Origin of the sequence: Geitlerinema sp. PCC 9228, from assembly GCF_001870905.1 — a bacterium.
GTDB lineage: Bacteria > Cyanobacteriota > Cyanobacteriia > Cyanobacteriales > PCC-9228 > PCC-9228.
Genome location: NZ_LNDC01000145.1, coordinates 1 through 17,777 on the forward strand (window position 1 = coordinate 1; position 17,777 = coordinate 17,777).

The 17,777-nt window shown below is 47.0% G+C and carries 14 protein-coding genes; 7 read left to right on the top strand and 7 right to left on the bottom strand.

Annotated features, from left to right (window positions below; genetic code table 11):
- Positions 1 to 129: 129 nt before the first annotated feature.
- Complete coding sequence (gene rplC / locus AS151_RS16175) at positions 130 to 771, bottom strand: 50S ribosomal protein L3 (protein ID WP_071518103.1); 642 nt, start codon at positions 769 to 771, stop codon at positions 130 to 132.
- A gap of 1,048 nt (positions 772 to 1,819) precedes the next feature.
- On the opposite strand from rplC, the gene AS151_RS16185 reads away from it, so the two are divergent.
- From AS151_RS16185 to AS151_RS16200, 4 genes are all read left to right on the top strand, one after another.
- Entirely contained in the window at positions 1,820 to 2,302 is a 483-nt protein-coding gene (locus tag AS151_RS16185) for an NAD(P)H-quinone oxidoreductase subunit N (protein WP_071518105.1), read from the top strand.
- A 75-nt stretch (positions 2,303 to 2,377) separates the two neighbouring features.
- Entirely contained in the window at positions 2,378 to 2,980 is a 603-nt protein-coding gene (locus AS151_RS16190; protein WP_071518106.1) for a VWA domain-containing protein, read from the top strand.
- Between the two features lie 124 nt (positions 2,981 to 3,104).
- The gene (locus AS151_RS16195) at positions 3,105 to 4,205 is read left to right on the top strand and encodes an LdpA C-terminal domain-containing domain (protein ID WP_071518107.1); all 1,101 of its coding nucleotides are present in this window, start codon (positions 3,105 to 3,107) and stop codon (positions 4,203 to 4,205) included.
- 109 nt (positions 4,206 to 4,314) lie between these two features.
- On the top strand, positions 4,315 to 6,045 hold the full coding sequence (locus AS151_RS16200) for a R3H domain-containing nucleic acid-binding protein (protein WP_071518108.1): 1,731 nt from the start codon (positions 4,315 to 4,317) through the stop codon (positions 6,043 to 6,045).
- 524 nt (positions 6,046 to 6,569) lie between these two features.
- Here AS151_RS16200 and AS151_RS16205 read toward each other — a convergent pair.
- The 3 genes from AS151_RS16205 to AS151_RS16210 form a co-directional block, all read right to left on the bottom strand.
- Complete coding sequence (locus AS151_RS16205) at positions 6,570 to 8,291, bottom strand: metallophosphoesterase family protein (protein ID WP_071518116.1); 1,722 nt, start codon at positions 8,289 to 8,291, stop codon at positions 6,570 to 6,572.
- A gap of 157 nt (positions 8,292 to 8,448) precedes the next feature.
- On the bottom strand, positions 8,449 to 8,574 hold the full coding sequence (locus tag AS151_RS23130) for a hypothetical protein (RefSeq protein ID WP_275528000.1): 126 nt from the start codon (positions 8,572 to 8,574) through the stop codon (positions 8,449 to 8,451).
- A 211-nt stretch (positions 8,575 to 8,785) separates the two neighbouring features.
- Positions 8,786 to 8,947: a YqaE/Pmp3 family membrane protein gene (locus AS151_RS16210; protein ID WP_071518109.1), complete on the bottom strand. Its 162-nt coding sequence runs from the start codon at positions 8,945 to 8,947 to the stop codon at positions 8,786 to 8,788.
- Positions 8,948 to 9,080: 133 nt separating this feature from the next.
- Here AS151_RS16210 and AS151_RS16215 point away from each other — a divergent pair, with 133 nt between their 5' ends.
- The 3 genes from AS151_RS16215 (at position 9,081) to AS151_RS16225 (ending at position 11,532) form a co-directional block, all read left to right on the top strand.
- Positions 9,081 to 9,824, top strand: a complete 744-nt coding sequence (locus tag AS151_RS16215; protein ID WP_071518110.1) for a DUF3386 family protein — start codon at positions 9,081 to 9,083, stop codon at positions 9,822 to 9,824.
- A gap of 292 nt (positions 9,825 to 10,116) precedes the next feature.
- Positions 10,117 to 10,881 (top strand): 3-oxoacyl-[acyl-carrier-protein] reductase, encoded by a 765-nt coding sequence (gene fabG / locus AS151_RS16220; protein WP_071518111.1) that lies wholly within the window; start codon positions 10,117 to 10,119, stop codon positions 10,879 to 10,881.
- A gap of 111 nt (positions 10,882 to 10,992) precedes the next feature.
- Positions 10,993 to 11,532 carry a type 1 glutamine amidotransferase domain-containing protein gene (locus tag AS151_RS16225; RefSeq protein ID WP_071518112.1) on the top strand — a complete coding sequence of 180 codons (540 nt, stop codon included), beginning with the start codon at positions 10,993 to 10,995 and terminating at the stop codon, positions 11,530 to 11,532.
- A 321-nt stretch (positions 11,533 to 11,853) separates the two neighbouring features.
- Here the strand turns inward: AS151_RS16225 and AS151_RS16230 are convergent, their stop codons facing one another.
- The 3 genes from AS151_RS16230 to AS151_RS16240 are packed head-to-tail and all read right to left on the bottom strand — an operon-like array spanning position 11,854 to position 17,269.
- Positions 11,854 to 14,418: a DNA translocase FtsK gene (locus AS151_RS16230; protein WP_071518113.1), complete on the bottom strand. Its 2,565-nt coding sequence runs from the start codon at positions 14,416 to 14,418 to the stop codon at positions 11,854 to 11,856.
- 5 nt (positions 14,419 to 14,423) lie between these two features.
- On the bottom strand, positions 14,424 to 16,412 hold the full coding sequence (locus AS151_RS16235; protein ID WP_071518114.1) for an ATP-binding protein: 1,989 nt from the start codon (positions 16,410 to 16,412) through the stop codon (positions 14,424 to 14,426).
- 44 nt (positions 16,413 to 16,456) lie between these two features.
- Positions 16,457 to 17,269 carry a hypothetical protein gene (locus tag AS151_RS16240; RefSeq protein WP_071518115.1) on the bottom strand — a complete coding sequence of 271 codons (813 nt, stop codon included), beginning with the start codon at positions 17,267 to 17,269 and terminating at the stop codon, positions 16,457 to 16,459.
- Positions 17,270 to 17,777: the final 508 nt, after the last annotated feature.

Here is a 17,777-nt window from a genome sequence, read left to right on the forward strand (position 1 = left end):
GAGTCTGCTACGAGACCAAGGCTGGACTAACCGAACGCAATCAACACGAATGTCGATTTTTGTCCAGTGATTAGGTTAGTCCGTGCTGTTTTCTATATTGGTGATGACAGCTATTTTTAAAGGTTCTGGTTACGAGTTGCCCCCGACAAGATTGGCGGGTCTGATATTGAGTAAGTTTCCTGATTTGCCAGGTACCGAACCTTTGACCACGAGCAGGTTGCGCTCCGGATCGACCTTGACGACAGTTAGTTTGCGGATGGTTATGCGGGCGTCGCCCATACGACCGGCCATACGTTTGCCTGGGTACACCCGGGAAGGGTCGGTTCCGGGTCCTACCGAACCGGGAAGGCGATAGTTTTTGGAACCGTGGGTCCGCGAACCCCGGCGGAAGTTGTGTCGCTTTTGGTAGCCGGCAAATCCGCGACCGATGCGTTTGCCGCTGATGTCTACTAACTGTCCTGGGGAGAAGTTGTCTACTTTGAGTTCTTGTCCCAGTTCGTATTCGCTGGCATCTTCCACGCGGAATTCACGCAAGTACCGCAAGGGGGGGGCGTCGGATTTGCGTAAATGACCGAGTTCTGGTCTGGTCAGGGACTTTTCTCTGGTTTCTTTATACCCAACTTGGATGGCTGCGTAGCCATCGTTTTCTTGGGTTTTGATTTGGGTGATTTGGCAAGGACCCGCTTGGATGACGGTGACGGGAATGGTACGCCCTTCCTCGTCGAAAATCTGGGTCATGCCGAGTTTTGTACCAAGAAGACCGATAGACACGAGGTTCTCCTTCTTTGTTACCCACTACAGCCGAAATGGCAATGCTCGCAACTGGTTGTGGCTCGCTCAACCACCATGGCGCTCGCGCATGGCCATGATTCGGGAAGCCACCCAGACAACGCTGCAAAAACGTGTGCTTGCACGCCAGCAAACAGCCTAGAGCTAGGCTCTTGCTGCTTCTGGTGGTTTTGGTTGGCGTAATTGAGCTTGTCTGACAACCGACACGCGATGGTGCATCTCAACAAGCTGGGGACTTAAACAGCTACCTGTTCAGTATCCAAACCGATTTTTCCCAACGCCTTCTCGTTTGGCATGCTGCTCGATCGGGGTGTGGGTAGAAGTTACTGGCTCCTTCTCTATCTTGCTTTCTTTCGCGCCTTCGATGGGGGTTGAAGCAACGATCCTTGCTTTCACCGAACTTGGAGAGAAGCTTGTCCCGTACAAAATCCCCCAAACAGAAATGGCTGCTTGAGGATGCCTAGGTTCCTACAAACGGAAGGCAGCGAGAGGCAGGCGGTTTTTTGACCAGCTTGGTGTCGGTTCCGAATGGTTCGCAACCGGGTCGGCTAAGGCTTTTGGCAGGCGATCGCTAACGCCTATCTGCTTTAACCACGATTGATCATTCTACACAATCCCCACTGAATTGTCCAGGGGCACAGCTGTTTTTCTAGAAAATCTTTTCTTTTCGCCTCGCTCGCGGCCGAGCCACCCTTCAAGATGGCGAAACCCAGTTGGTCACTTCTAGTAGGGGGCGCTCGTGCTACAATCCAAAAAGCCGATTCTATGCGAAGACAGGCCGGTCCGGCGGTAGCCAACAGCCCCCTAGACAGCTGGGTATGCAACTGTTTATCTTTGCTTTTCCCAGGAGCAACTGGCTTTCCCAGTTCCCTTTGCTACCTCCGGACCAGGCTAGGGTCCTGGTTCGCTCCCTTGGTTCTCCAGACCGGTTGGCTGCGTCTGGCAAGGAACGACCAAGCGGTATCCTGCAACTGACCAAAGAACTGTTGCGCTCATGTCCAAGAGAACTTGCTGAAAGTAGGAAGCGTTTATGGCATTGCTAACAAGTGGCAAAAAGATGCTCCGCGATTTAGAAGAACACGGGGCTTTAGGTGTATACGTTCCTCTAGAAGGAGGATTTGAAGGGCGCTACCAGCGTCGGATTCGGGCGGCTGGTTACGAGGCGCTCAATCTGACTGCCCGCGGTTTGGGAGACTTACCCGCTTACCTGCGCGGCGTTCATGGGGTGCGTCCGCCTCACTTGGGGAAAAAGAATATCGGCCGCGAAGCCCAAGTGGGACCGATTTACTACGCTGTTCCCATTGTAAATACGGAACTAGAACAACTCCCGGCCAATGCCAAGGGACTGTTGCTATGGATTATTGAAGGGAATATCTTGTCCCGTCAGGAAATTGAATATTTGACCATCCTACCGAAAATAGAGCCCAAGGTAAAGGTGGTGGTGGAGTTGGGCGGCGATCGCAGTTTCCGTTGGATGCCTTTAAAAGATGCCTTAGCCCCAGCTCAAGTATAAACCATCGAAGACCGTGTCGGACCGCTGGCTATCCGATGGCAGCTGGCGGTCAGTCTCTCCAGGAAGTACGGACGTATGCTAGAAAACCGCGACTACACGCTAATTATTGACAAAAGCGGCAGCATGGCCAATGCTGACGAAGGGGAAACCAAGAGCAAATGGGAGCAAGCCAAGGAATCCACATTTGCTTTAGCCCAAAAGTGCGAAGAGGTAGACCCAGACGGGCTAACGGTCTATCTGTTTTCCGGGGCTTTTCGCCGCTACGACAACGTCACCGCCGATAAGGTGGCGCAAATTTTCCAAGAAAACCAGCCCATGGGCAGCACTAACCTAGTAGCCGTTTTCGAGGATGCTTTTGAAAATTATTTTCAACGCCGGCAAAAAGGGCAAACCAAACAGGGAGAAACCTTTCTGGTGGTGACTGATGGCGAACCCGACGACCGCAAAGCTACCATTCAATCGATTGTGGATACCACCCACCGCTTGCAACATCCCGCGGAACTCGCGATATTATTAATTCAGGTGGGAAAAGACGAGCGCGTAAAGCGATTTCTGCAAGCTCTCGATGACGAGCTGCAAGGTGTGGGCGCTAAATTTGACATTGTGGAAACCTTCTCAATTGATATCATGCAAGGCAAGGATTTGTCGGAAGTTCTGCTAGCGGCGATCGCTCAATAAGATTCCTAGCATCCAGACAAGTTTTTGTCCGCTATTCCCGCAGCGACCCTTTCCTCTGAAAATTTTTGACCAAATCCGACCCTAGGTGCATTTTTCAGCTGCGATCGCATTAGCATAGATGGTGATGAACCGGCGATCTCCATTCACTTCCCTGGAACAAGCCCACTGGTTCAAGCTCATTTGCGGAGCCAGTTTCCAGCATTTGCCCTCGGTTAGGAATTTAACCCTAGCCTACACCCTGGCGGGTGCTGACTGTATTGATGTAGCTGCCGACCCGGCTGCGATCGCGGCGGCTCGTTCCGGAATGGCAGCCGCCCGAGAAGCCAATGGTGGGGATGTTCCAGTTCCCTGGTTGATGGCCAGTTTAAACGATGGGGAAGACCCTCACTTTCGCAAAGCTCGCTTCGATGCCACCCAATGCCCCAGCGATTGTCCCCAACCCTGCGAGCAGGTTTGCCCGGCAAACGCTATCCTATTTAACAGGGAGGATGGTTTTTCGGGCGTGGTTGACGAGCTTTGTTACGGTTGCGGACGATGTTTGCCAGTATGTCCCGAGCAAATTATCCACACCCACTCCTATGTCCGGTCTCCGGAGTCGGTTGCTCCTTTAATTTTAGAATCCGGCATCGATGCTCTGGAGATTCACACCCAAGTGGGTCGTCAAGAGGAATTTGCCCGCCTCTGGCAAGCGATCGCGCCTCACCTAAACCAACTCCAACTCGTGGCCGTCAGCTGTCCGGATGGCGAAGAACTCACCGATTACCTGTGGCATTTATATCACCTAATGTCCCCCCTACCCTGCTTGCTGGTATGGCAAACCGACGGTCGCCCCATGAGCGGCGATATTGGTGCTGGCACCACCCGAGCCACTATTCGCTTGGCAGAAAAAGTGCTGGCCGCCAATTTACCCGGGTTCGTGCAGCTAGCCGGCGGCACCAACGAACGCACGGTTCCCAAACTGCAAGAACTGGGACTGCTCAACAATGGCAAAGCCGGGGTATCTGGCGTTGCCTACGGCAGTTACGCTCGGGTTTTGCTATGGGATTTGCTAGAACAGCTAGACACCATGTCCACTTCCAATACCTTTTCCCCAAGTTCCTTGCCGCTAGAGGCAGGAAACAACCACCTGGAAAAAAACCCGGCTCTGTTAAACTCAGCCCTCGAACGAGCGCGGGGATTGGTTTCCCAACTCAAAGACCCCTTGTTTGCTGGTAAAGGGCAATAATTCATCATACTTTCCTTGCCCGCCAGCCGTCAACACCCCCCTTCCAACGTACAAACTCGAGTCTACGAGTTATTCACACGGTTAGGTTGCCAAAAAATATTTAGAAAGCATGCAGATTATAGACGATCTCGATCGACTTCTAGAAATTCTTCCCGAAGACGTACGCCTACCCATCCAGCAACATCCGCAACGCGAGGAGCTGGTGGAAGTCGTTATGGACTTAGGTAGGCGTCCGGAAGCTCGATTTGCTGGGAAAGCCGAGTATTTAAGCGAACGGGTTATCGAACGCCAAGATATTGAAGAATGTATCCAACGATTGGGAACCTTCAGCGGCGATAACCGTGCGGGAATCGAACGTACGCTCCACCGCATCAGTGCCATGCGCAACCGCAGTGGCGAAGCCATCGGTCTAACCTGTCGCGTCGGTCGCGCCATTTTTGGCACGGTGCAAATGATTCGAGACTTAGTGGAGACAGGTTCGTCGATTCTCATGCTGGGTCGTCCTGGCGTTGGCAAAACCACAGCCTTGCGCGAAATTGCTCGCGTGCTGGCTGACGAACTAGAAAAACGGGTGGTGATTGTCGATACTTCTAATGAAATTGCTGGAGATGGCGACATTCCTCACCCGGCAATTGGACGCGCGCGGCGCATGCAGGTAACTCGTCCGGAATTACAGCATCAGGTGATGATCGAGGCTGTGGAAAACCACATGCCAGAGGTCATTGTGATTGACGAAATTGGCACGGAGTTGGAAGCGCTGGCAGCTCGCACCATTGCCGAACGCGGTGTACAACTGGTGGGAACCGCACACGGAAACTATCTAGAAAACTTGATTAAAAATCCTACCCTATCCGATCTGATCGGTGGGATCCAATCAGTGACCTTGGGGGATGACGAAGCCAAGCGTCGGGGAAGCCAAAAAACGGTTTTAGAACGGAAAGCACCACCAACCTTCCAAGTGGCGGTGGAGATGGCTTCTCGGGAACGCTGGATTGTCCACGAAAACGTAGCAGAAACGGTCGATTTACTACTGCGTCAGCGGCAACCACAACCGCAAATTCGGACCCTAGATGAAAATGGTGAGGTTAGTATTATCCGCGAACTGCCACAAGTTTCTAAAAATGACTTGAGTACTTCCTCGTATGCCACGACCTCGTCAGGGTCGCAATGGCGTGCTTCTGGGAAAATGCAGCCTTTGCCGGTAGCGGACGAGCAACAGCACTACCAGGAACAGCAACGCTATTTCGAGCAGCTGTTGAATGCTTCTACCAGTACGATGGGAGATGTAGAACCCTATCCGGCAAACGGCGAAATGGATAATGGGGAGGACGAAGGTACTTTGTACCTGTATCCCTATGGCATTAGCCGTCACAAGCTGGAACAGGTGGTGCAGGCGTTGCAATGGCCGGTAAGGCTGACGAAAGAGATTAACGAAGCTGATGCGATTTTGGCCTTGCGATCGCAAGTGAAAAATCATTCCAAAATCAAGCAAGTAGCCAAAACCCATCACGTCCCCATCCACACTGTCAAGGAAGATACGGTTCCCAAAATCACGCAAACTTTACAACGCTTGCTGCAAATGGACGATGTGAGCAGTCCGGAACTGGCCAACCTGTTGCTCAATACGCACGGCAAAAATAGCGAAGACGAAATTGAAGCGTTGGAAGAAGCGCGGTTGGCGGTGGAACAAATTGTCATTCCCCAAGGGCAACCGGTAGAACTACTTCCCCGTTGCAGCAAAATTCGCAAGATGCAACACGAATTGGTGGAACACTATCGCCTAAAATCCATTAGCTTTGGCGACGAACCCAATCGCCGTTTGCGGATTTTCCCAGCTTAGAGGTTCTCTAAAGCCAGAAACAACTTAAGAATTTAGGAGTTATAGGAAGAGTTGTGCTAGAAATAGCCAAATTTCCTATAGCTCCTTTTTTTTAATTGGAATCATACCATGTCCTTAATAGTCTGCAAGAGATAATAGAGGCATTTTCGTAGGGGCGCAACGCGTGATACGAAATCCGATGTACATACACCCACAAAAATGTAGGGGTAGTGCTCCCGTACCTACCCCTACCAAAAAGCAATTACTGGGGGTTCCCTACAGAAAGATTGTGGTTTCTCTATGTTGGATTTGGCATGAAACCCCCTACCAGGGAAATTAGCACATTCCAGACAATCGTTATTTTTCAGAAATAATATGATTCCCACAAAAGAGACCCCCCAACGGGAAATTTTCCCTACAAAAAAATTGTGTTTTTCCTATATTAAATTGGGAGGAAAATTGGATTCAGTATGACACTTTGCAAAATAATTCTAGAAGAATATTGAAAAATTCCATTCTCCGATCGCTCTCTTTAAGAAATAGCATTACCAACCAAAATAAAAATCTCTCTGTTTTTTCGGTTTTTCTACAGAAAATTCATCAAATTTGACCGCATGGGAATTGGGAGTGCGGGTATCGAAATAATAACTGCTGACCGTTTGAGTTCCCGTATCCAAAACACTAAAAACGGTAATGTCATTGCTGGCAATGTACGGCAAAGGCTGTTGCTGGTTATTTTCTCCAGAATCTTCTGTTAAAGGTGCAATAGTAGGTACAATAGGTTCTAAGCCGTTTGGGTCTCCCTGTAGCGTATACTTATCGCGATATTCTTTAGGAACGTTGCGTTTTTTGTCTTGAAAATAAGCACCATAAGTATTTCCCACATTGGAAGATTCTAGATAGTGAGTGGTTTGGGATTGGAAACGATTCCATACATGGGAATGACCGAAATAAACCAAATCGACGCCAGCCAACTCCAATAAAGGAACCACATCGCGAATTAAATAATCTTGGTCTGGGGGATATTCGTAGCGAATGGAAGTGATATTTCCCGATTCATCCCGTTTAATAATTTGTTCTGGGTCTGTATAGGGAGGAACAATATTGTCTCCCAAGGAATGGGGAGGGTGGTGAAACATGACAATTTTATGTTTTGCTTGTTGAAATGCTTGGCTTTGCAGTTCCTTTTTCAACCATTTGTACTGTTGGCTTCCTTTGGCAATGGGTTCAAAAATAATTTGTCCGTATCCCCAGTTTTCTGGGTTTTGAAAATCGGATTCACGTTCGCGATATTTGCCTTTGGTATTGGGATTTAGAGACGGTTTTCGCCAAATATTGGTGGCGTAGAGAACAACGAGGCGAATGTCGCCAAAGGTGGTGGCGTAGTATTTTTTGCCGCCAGGAATACTTTGGGGAAGGGTCAAGATTTCTTCGTAGGTGTCTGTGTTGTAGGAGTTGGCTTTTATCCAATCGTTGGCTACTTTGGGGTCTTGGCGGGGGTTGATGGTTTTGGCTTTTTGTTGGTAGAATTTTTGTGCGATCGCTTGGGGAAAAGCATCGTTAAATTGAGCGTTCAAACGAGTAGTTCCCGAAAAACGTCCCATCACTTCGTGGTTGCCGATGGCTGTATACAAAGGTACGTGTTGAATGAGTTCGCCACCAGTATAGGTTGTTTCCGTACCATTTTTTTCTAACCGATAGCTGGCATTTCCTTGCAAACATGGGAAAAATGCACCACCTTCGCTATCGTCAAACCATTCCGAAGCGCGATCGGGAACGTTTACCAGATCGCCAGCTACCAAAACAGCGTCTATTGGAGAAACGGTTTCCGCTACTTTTTGTAAGTTGGCAGCGGTCATAGGTTTTTGTTGGTGGTCGGAAGTAAGTAAAATTTTTACCGGTTTTCCCGATGGCGGTAACGGAGATAAGGTAAATTGACGGCTGCTGATGGATCGACCGTCTTCCCGAATGCTGGTTATGTAATAGGGAACGCGACGATTGGGGGATAAATCGGTTGCTTGAGCTTCGTGACGCCAAATATCTCGGAATTTCGGTCCTTGCTGGGATTGTCTGCGGTCTTCGCGAGTTCGAGTAAGCTTTTGCGTGGTGGCTGCAGCTTTTTTTTCTAAAGAATCTCCATATGTCAAAGTATGGGTAACACCTGGAAATTCTGTGAACCAGACAACACGTACGGAATCTTGCGTAGGCAGTTGCAGAAACGGGTCGCTAAGCAGGCCGGAACTTGGGGGAATGGTGGGAACAGACATATCTTGGGGTTGGCGGTTGGTGGATAAAAAGATGGTAGTACTTATCGCTGCAGCAATAAATAAGATGGTAAAGAAGTAGAAACGTGCAAACATAAGCGATCGCAGCGTGGGTTCCTGATGGAATTGAATGTTTGGGGGGTCAAGTTACCAGTCAATTTTAAGATTGGGCAAACTCCGCTTGTATTGTAGCGACTGCCAGCATGATTTCCATCTCGCTAAAAAATTGGGTGGTTGCTGGGAAAATATGCAAGCTTGCCCTCCTATCAATTTCTTTGGCAGACAAAGTTGCAGAAAAATTAATTGTTTAACTTACGATTTATTTTTATTGTTTATGGTAGGGCAGGTAAGCCAGTGGGAAACGGGAGTTTTCAAAAATTATCTCCAAAATTGTCTGGGAAGTAGATGCGCCTTGGCTACCCATCATGCCATTTAGCCATCCAAACGTGGCAGATTTCCCACCGACATAGAACTTCCGACCTACTTTGCCAATTAATTTATTTCTTGGCAATGACCCAAACAGCATGAACGATGCCGGGAATGTATCCCAAGATTGTCAAAACAATATTAATCCAAAACTGCGGTCCAATTCCCACCTGTAGGAAAACTCCCAAAGGAGGAAGGATGATGGCAAAGACAATCCGAATAAAGTCACCCATTTACTTCTCCTTAAATTGCAAAACTTTCTACCTGCCATTATAGGCAATAACTGGAAATAGCGTCGCCTGCCTAATGTTATCTGTAAAAATTGATGCTTCAATGGGGATAGGCGTCAATTTCCTGCAAAAGATTATGTTTCGACGAATGAAGTCTTTGGCAATTTGGGGTGTTATCGCGATCGCCGCGATCGCTTCTTGGAGTCTGGCAACACCAGCATTAGCGGTTTCCTCCGACTCTGCGGTGGCAGAACTTCAACAAGCGTACGAAAATCGCTACACTTGGGATAGCGAATTCCCTGGCTTTTCCGCTGAAGTATCCATTAACGACGAAGGAAACCTCGACCACGGCATTGTCAGAGTGTCTCCAGACTTTGAAGTATCCGTAGACAATGTCAAAGACCCGCAAATTCGCCAGTTAATCCAGGCAATGGTCTCATCAGAAGTCGTACATCGCAAACCCATTGCCTTTGAAGAACGCCACAACGTAGACGATATCCGTTCTCGGGGATATACCAACCAAGGGGCAAGGGTTTTATCAGAATCCAACGAGGAAGGAACTTCTTCCTACGAAATTAAAGACGGTAAAATTCAGCTCATCAAGCGATATGCTGAAGGCAAAATCGTTAGCATCGATAGCGTTGGTTTCATCGACACAACGGAAGGATATCTAACCACCCATTACACGGTAACCATTTACGATCGCGGTAGCGGGGAAGTTCGCGAAAAAGAAGACGTACGGGATTTTTACGAAAAAATTGGCCCTTACTATCTGCTAACCAACCGCAACATTCGCCGCGTCATGTCGGAATCGGAAGACCCGGAAGAGAAAATGGTTCCCGATACGATCGTGCGTTTCAACAACGTACAACCTCTTTGAACGGTTTTGAAGGTTGCTGACTTGCAGCATATACTTGATTTTAGGGCGCTAAAGGCGTCCTTTTTTTGCATCGGTAGATGTGATACCAAATCTGATGTAGTAAATCAATTTTGAGATAGAGGAGTGGGAGGAGTGGGAGGAGTGGGAGGAGGGGGTGGAGTGGGAGGAGGGGGAGGAGGGGATGGAGTACCGAAGAAAACTGCAGGTCGAATGTGGTAAAGTTTTTTGGGTCTTCGCAGGACGGATTTGGTATGAGAATATAATGTTTGCTTGTTTTAGAGAAAGATAGTCAATGGAAAGATTGCCAGAAAACTTACAAAGACTGAAAGACAGCGTTGCCCTAGTAACCGGGGCTTCCCGAGGCATTGGCAAAGCGATCGCGTTGGCTTTGGCGACAGAAGGCGCTAAAGTGGCCGTAAACTATGCCAACTCCAGTACGGCAGCGGAAGAGGTGGTTTCGGAAATCCAATCTGCCGGCGGCGAAGCGATCGCAGTTCAAGCGGATGTTTCTCAAAGCGACCAGGTGGATGCCCTCATCAAGCAAGTTACCGATAAATGGGGAAGAATCGATGTTTTGGTAAACAACGCTGGCATTACCCGAGATACGCTTTTATTGCGGATGAAACCCGAAGATTGGCAAGCGGTAATCGACCTCAACCTGACAGGGGTGTTTCTGTGTACCAGGGCAGTTAGCAAATTGATGATGAAACAGCGTTCTGGTAGGGTTATTAACATTGCCTCCGTGGCAGGGCAAATGGGCAATCCCGGTCAAGCCAACTATGGGGCAGCCAAAGCCGGTGTCATTGGATTTACCAAAACTGTTGCCAAGGAATTTGCTTCTAGAGGCGTAACTGCCAATGCAGTTGCCCCTGGATTTATTGCTACCGAAATGACCTCCGAACTGGATGCCGATGAAATTTTAAAATATATCCCTCTCAATCGCTTTGGGAAACCAGAAGAAGTGGCTGGCGTGGTGAAATTCCTAGCGGCGGATCCGGCGGCAGCTTATATTACTGGTCAGGTGATGAATGTTGACGGTGGCATGGTGATGGCTTAATTCGGGATAGCATATTGGATTGCTTGCCCGATAAGATGGAAGAACAAAAGTACATAAAAACCGACGGGTATTTTTCCATGCCGGTAGCCACCAGTGTAAGGAGGTTGGCTTATGAAAAAAGCTGTCATTATCGTAGCGCAAGGTTTTGAAGATACGGAATTTGCCTATCCATTTTATCGGTTGCAAGAAGCTGGCTTTGAGGTGGATGTTGCCACCAAAGGCAAAGTGGATGTGAAAGGCAAACATGGCGTCGCTGCCAACGCTACGGTAGATGCAGAAAATATCCAAGCCCAAGAATACGATTTAGCGGTTGTTCCTGGTGGCAGGGAATCTCCCGATCGGGTACGACAAATTGCCAACGTTCAGCAATTCCTGAAAGATTGCGATCGCGAAGGTAAAATTATCGCCAGTATTTGCCACGGACCTTGGGTGTTGATTTCTGCTGGCATTGTCTCTGGCAGGCAAGTTACCAGCTATCCTGGCTGTAAAGACGATTTGGTCAATGCTGGCGGTCACTTCCAAGATGCCTCTGTGGTGGTGGATGGCAATTTAATTACGGCTGTCCACTATCGCGATAATGCGGAATGGATGAAAGCCACCTTAGCACAGTACGAAAACTACAATCAACCTGCGGTGGCTGGCATTGCCTAAATTTTGTTTGTGGGGGCGATTCGCGATCGCTCCCACGTTCGTTCTTCAAGGTTAGAAAAGAATACCAAATTCGCCATATCAAAATCACATTTGAAATCGTAGGGTGGGCATTGCCCACCCTACAAAAACGGCGCCAATTATTTCTTGCCAATCTTTTTGCTTATATTATATAGAGGAAGAAAAGAATATCAAATTCGCCATATCAAAATCACATTTGGGCAATGCCCACCCTACAAAAACGACGCCAATTATTTCTTGCCAATTTTTTTGCTTATATTATATAGAGGAAGTTCGGCAAATTATCGCACAATATGACAACGATTAAGACCATTTCGGTAACTGAATTTCTGGGGCAAACAAACTTTGCAGGCGTTGTAAATTCGCCCCAACTTGATAAAGCAAATCGCCTTTCCCCAACAAATAAGCTGCCGACGCTTCTTGCGTTCCTAAAATAATTTTGGAATCGGCATCGCTAGCCGTTCTCAAGGCAATCCGACCTGGTAAGTTAGAACGAATAATAGGGGTAACCACTCTGGCTTCCGGTCGTTGCGTCGCTACAATTAGATGGATGCCAGCCGCCCTTGCCATAGCCCCCAGTCGTTTGATATATAGTTCTAGGGCATCGCGCGTGTCTTTCTCTGCCATGAAATCGGCATATTCGTCAAAGATACAGACGATGGGTGGTTCCGGACGATCGCTTTTGCGGTTGTATTGGGTAAGTTGCGAACATCTGGCGGCTTCAAAGAGTTGGTAGCGGCGTTCCATTTCTGCCACCAAATCTTCCATGAGTTTGATGGCGCGATCGCTATCTTTAACCACGGGAGAAAGCAACCACGGCATATCTTCAAATTCGGGAAAAGTAACCCGTTTCGGATCGACCAAGGCAATTTTTAAGCGATCGCTGGGATAGCGATACAGCAAACTGAGTAAGAGCGATCGCAGGAATTCGCTTTTACCGCTGCCGGTGGTTCCTCCCACCAAAAAGTGGCAGGTGTTGGCGTCGGAGAGGTCGGCTTCTATCAGGTTATCGTTGAGGTCTACGCCGATGGCAATGCGAACTGGGTCGCTGGGGGAGGCAACTCGGTCGCCAATGCGATCGTATAGGTTAGCCACTTGGCGATCGCGGCGGGGGAGATCGATGCTGACATAACCCGGTTGCGGCGCGATTAACGGTGGCGAAGCAATGCCCAGTTGTACTTGCAAATCGGGCGATCGCGTCATCAAAGAACTCACTTTAACCCCAGGTTTGGGTTTGAGTTTGATACGAATAAAAGCTGGACCCACGGCTGCCCCTTTATAGTCAACATCGATATTGTAAGCTTCAAACGTTTCTACCAATTGTTTGCCAAGTTCGTCAGCTTCTTGAATAGGAACTGAAGAAGGAGAGTCAGATTTGAGGTGAGGTGGCGGCGACGGTGGAACGGGGTTGGATGTGGGTTGGGAAGATGGTGGGTATGTCTTTTCTGGAATTTCTTCAACGCGAAAATAAGTCTGACATGTTTCTCGCTGCGGGCAAATTTCGCATAGATGCGGTTGCGAGGTTTGCGGTGGTGGGTTGGATTGCGGCGGTTCCCACTGCAGCCAGTCTCGCATTTGCTGCAATTTCGAGGGAATGATTTCGTAAACGCTGTCTTGGAGTCTTTCCCAGGGATAATAATATTCGTGGAATTCTGGCAAAACGCAATATACAGCCGCATCGACAGGTACGTTTTTTTGTTGTGCTAGCATGTAGCTATAAAGGGCTACTTGTGCCAATTGTGCGGTTGGATCGGCGGGTTGGTAGGTTTTGTATTCTACAGCACAAAGGCGATCGCGATTTTTGACAAGGCTGTCGAAGGTACCGCGTACCCATTCTGTGGTACCGTCGGGAAGTTGGAATCGATCCTGAATATCTAATTCCCGGTCTATAAATGTTTCTGCAATAACGCGATCGCTAGGAAAATCTTGCCGGTTGGCAACCAGCAATTCGGCATAGTGTTTGATTAAACCACGCAACCCCGACCAAATCGATAGCAAAGCGTTGCCTTGGTCGGGATGTTGTTGTAAATAAGGGAAAAAAATGTTTTTATAAAACTCGTCTTGAATTTTTTGGGCGACAGTCTCCACTTTTGGGCGATCGGGTTCTAAAACAGCTTGGCATTCGGGACAATTGGCAATAAAATCGACCAATTCTTTAGCTAATTCGTGAAAGGGTTTGCCAATTCCATGGGCGTTTTCAGCAGGTATAAAAAGCGTGTTCCCACCAATATTTTTCTGTAAATAAAAAAGACGCGGACATTCAAAAGCGATACGAACGTCAGTGACACTAAATCCTGACATAAACCATGTCTCCTTGCGATCGCGATCGGGATAGAGAACGGAAAGCAAATGCTGGTGAACCCAAGCAAGATACACTGGATCTAGAGTAGCGTATTGAAATTGACTTTGGCTGAGGGGTCGTTTTCCCCAATCGCTTTGTTGCGAATTACTGTCAATATGGGAAAAACCACAGAGTTCGGCGGCAAGGGTTTTGAGTTTGAGATTGGAAACACCCAGGCGGTGGCGACCCATTTGACGCGCCAGCTGCAGGGTACAGGTAACGTTTTTGGCTTGGGTTTTCCCTAGGTATTGCAGGTCAAAGGCGGCGTTGTGGAAAATTTTTTCAATTTGGGGATTTGCTATAATGCGATGGATGAATTCTTTCACCAATTCTGGGCGATCGAGAACATCCAAAATATAGGTAGCTTTCCCCGTTGTATCTTTTGGATCGGCTAAAACCTGAATGAGGGAAATGCGGGGATGGGAAGTTTGCCAATCGGCGATTTCGGTATCGATCCAAAGGATGTTTGCCGCCGCCAATTTCGCGATCGCGGTTTGAATTTCGCTAGCTTGGGTTAAGGATGGCATAACTTTTAGCGATCGGTAACCAGATAAAGAACTTGATTTTTATAATCTCTCGTTCGATCGACGATTTGAACCTTTTTTTCCTGTAGGATTTGTTCCAGTAGTTGGTTGATATAAAATTTACTAAAGCCAGAAAACGCTTTTTCAGTTTGGTCAATTAAGCTACCGCGTCCTAACATGTGTTGCGTTTTTACGATATTAAGCATATGATTTTTGATGTCTTCATCTTTTCCATCTTCGCCATTCCCACCATTATCTTCAGGAACGATACCCAAATTTTGTAGCAGCGTACAGCGATGCAACACTTCCGATTTCCGAACTAGTTCTTGTAACTTAGCCAAATTGGGATTCATGTTACCAATTGTCAATTCCCTAGCATTCGCAGCATTAACTAGACTGTGGTACGTTGCCAAATAACAAACGGAATCCAGGTGGGGGATAATACGTTGGTTTTCTTTAGGATTGACAAATAGTTTTTGAAACTTTTGATATCCTTTGTTATGCGGTTGCCCTACTTTTTCCGCACGTATTAAAATTAAGGAATCACAAATTTGCTGTTTTTGTAACTGTTCGCAATTTTTCATCAAGGCATCGAAGCTGTTGAGATTGGGTTTTTCACTCCAAACCACACCTATTTTTTTATTATTGGCATCGCGATAGCTAAACGAATAACTCCGATATTTTTCATGCTTTAACAAATGGGGTTGAATATCGTTTACTTGTAAAGCCGCTAGCGCTTCTTGTAGGTATTTTACCAAGTCTTTTGAATCAAATTTCCGGATGCGATCGATTTTCTGTTCGTGTTTTTTGAACTCTTTCTTCCAGAAAAGCTGAAATGCTGCGATTGGATTGTCTGGTACATCCCCACCACCTGGACCATCATCTCCAATTCCACCAACTTTAACTTTAACTTTTCTAATTTTATTACTACCTAACTTTAAAGCAGCCCTCGGAAAAAGCTTGCCACCGGGGAAATTTTTCTCTAAATCTTCTCGACTCAGTGGATAAATGGGAGATTCGGGTTTCGGCTTGGCTTGTTGGTGAAGGGAAGCCAATCGTTTTTCCCAGATTTCTTCAGCCTGTTCAAACTTAATAGGCTTGAGTTGAACCGTAGATGTAATGCGGTCTTTGTCTGCCGCAACTACTTTGGTATTGTTGGTTTTCCAAGTGTTGGTAATTAAACTGAGAATGACCAGTACGTTGTTTAAGCCTTGACTATGCAAGGTCGTGTTAACATGCAATAATTGTTGGATAATAGTAGGATTGTCGGGATTGTCTAATTGGTCGAAACAAAGAACAATCGGTTGCGTCTTTTGGGAAATTTTGCAAAAATTGCTTAGGATATTTTGAGCATCGGTTTCCGAGTCAATCGGTTTCTTAATGCCAATAGCCTCTTGTTCCTCTGTGTCGAGGTCTTCTCCCTTCAGCCAGTCGCAGGCAGGAATAAATAACTCTTGTTGGGTAAGGGCATAAAGTGCTTTAAAGAAATCATTGGGTCGAGAAATACCGCTAGGATAGGTAGCTTTAAAGTTACGAACAAATATGCTGCGTTCTCCCAGAATTTTTTTTGTCAAACTTTCATCTTGAAATGCTGATAAACTTTCCAGCCATAGCAACAATTGCGATTTCTCTTGACCCTCGGGAACGTGCATTAAACTTTCGACAGTATAGCGTAAAATATGTCGCCAAACATGGTCGGAATCTGCCCAAGGACCAATATAAGCAAAAAAAGCTCGATCGCGAAGTTCTTTTTTTAACCTTCCCAACAGATAGGTTTTCCCAGAACCTGGATCGCCGAGAAGTAAAACCGTGCGAATTTGGCGATCGCTTTCTACAGTATCCAAAGTTCGGATAATTTGCTTGCGTTCGTTTTGATGGATGGAACGAACGGCGAGGCTATCTTCTTGTTTTTCTTCCCAGAAGTTACGACTGTAGATGGAATCAAATGGATTGAGTTCCCTTTTGATGATTTCATCAATAGGATGTGGATGTGTCATTTTCCCTCAAAAAACAAGCGTACAGAGAAAGGAATAAGATATTGCTAGGTAAGCATGATAAAAAATAGATTGCCAGAGAATTCGTTGTAGATGGCTGCATCTATTTGTTCTTTGGTATAGTCGCTTTCGTCTTGTAAGGCGCTAAGTTCGATTTTGTTTTCTCGTTGCAATCGATACAAAGCATTATCTACATCATCTCGCGAAAGGGGTGGTTGCAATTTGTGCCGCAGTTGGTAAATTGGCAGGTAATTTTGGGTTCCGAGTTCCCGATCTAAGTTCCGAATGGTTTGTAAAATATCTTCATCGCTAAGTTCGCTGGTGGAAGTTGTTCCATCTACAGTTCCACCCATGACTTGACGCATGAAACGCAAGTAATTGGTCAGCAGCTTGGCAGATAATGTTATATTGGCAGAGGTGCGATCGTCTTCGTATTCTTGTAGAAGATATTGTTTGCCTTCTTCTGTCAGCCAAGCTTCTTTCAGCTGGGTTTCGACGACACCGATCAACCCCCGTTCGATCAGATTACGAATGATGGATTGTTTCCGTTCGCCGGTAGGTTTTTTAACGTCTCCAGGTTTGGCTGTTTGTTTGGCGCAGGCTTGGAGGATTTTTAACTCCTCGGTGGTAATGGGTAGCTGGCTGGTGTCTACTTCGAGAAGCTGTTTTCCGGTGGGTTCGATTTTAAATTTTGTGATGTCTTCGCGGTAATCTACGTAGCCGCGATCGCCTAAATTTCGACAAATGCGATCGCGTTCGGGGGCTTTTGTTTTAGAATTGGGTTGTAAGTTGGAAATGGGAGCGCGATATCCCTCAAATCCAAGCAACTTGAGTAAAAATTTTAGCTCGATAACTTCCATGCGATCGCTCTTATCCTAAAAATACAGGTTATCTTCTCTAAAACAATAGTACCCAGCAACCAGGATTCTAGCAACAAGCTGCATCGTCTAGGGCAATTCAAAATGGCCGATCGTGCCAGGTTATTGATTTGGCGAGTATTTGCCTAATTTCCCCCATCTCAATAATTGATTGAAATTTAATAGCCTCTGGGATTGCGATCGCCATACTCTCGAATGCGTTCCCAACTCCACTCCCAAGCCTCGCTTAATCTAAGGTGTAACCCATTGCGGAATAAGACATAGGGAGGAGATGCTTCTTCATTTACATCGGCAATCAGTTGGTTGCGAACGTCTCTTCGGGAAATCTTCAGCAGCCGCTTGCCACCATTTGGTTCCCGGACTTTGGAAGCGAGGATTGTCTAAAATATGGTTGGATCATATATCGAGACTAACCAAATCACTGAACATTAATTGACATCTGTGTTAATTGTGTTCGGTTAGTCCAGTCTTAGCCTCTTAGCGGGCTACG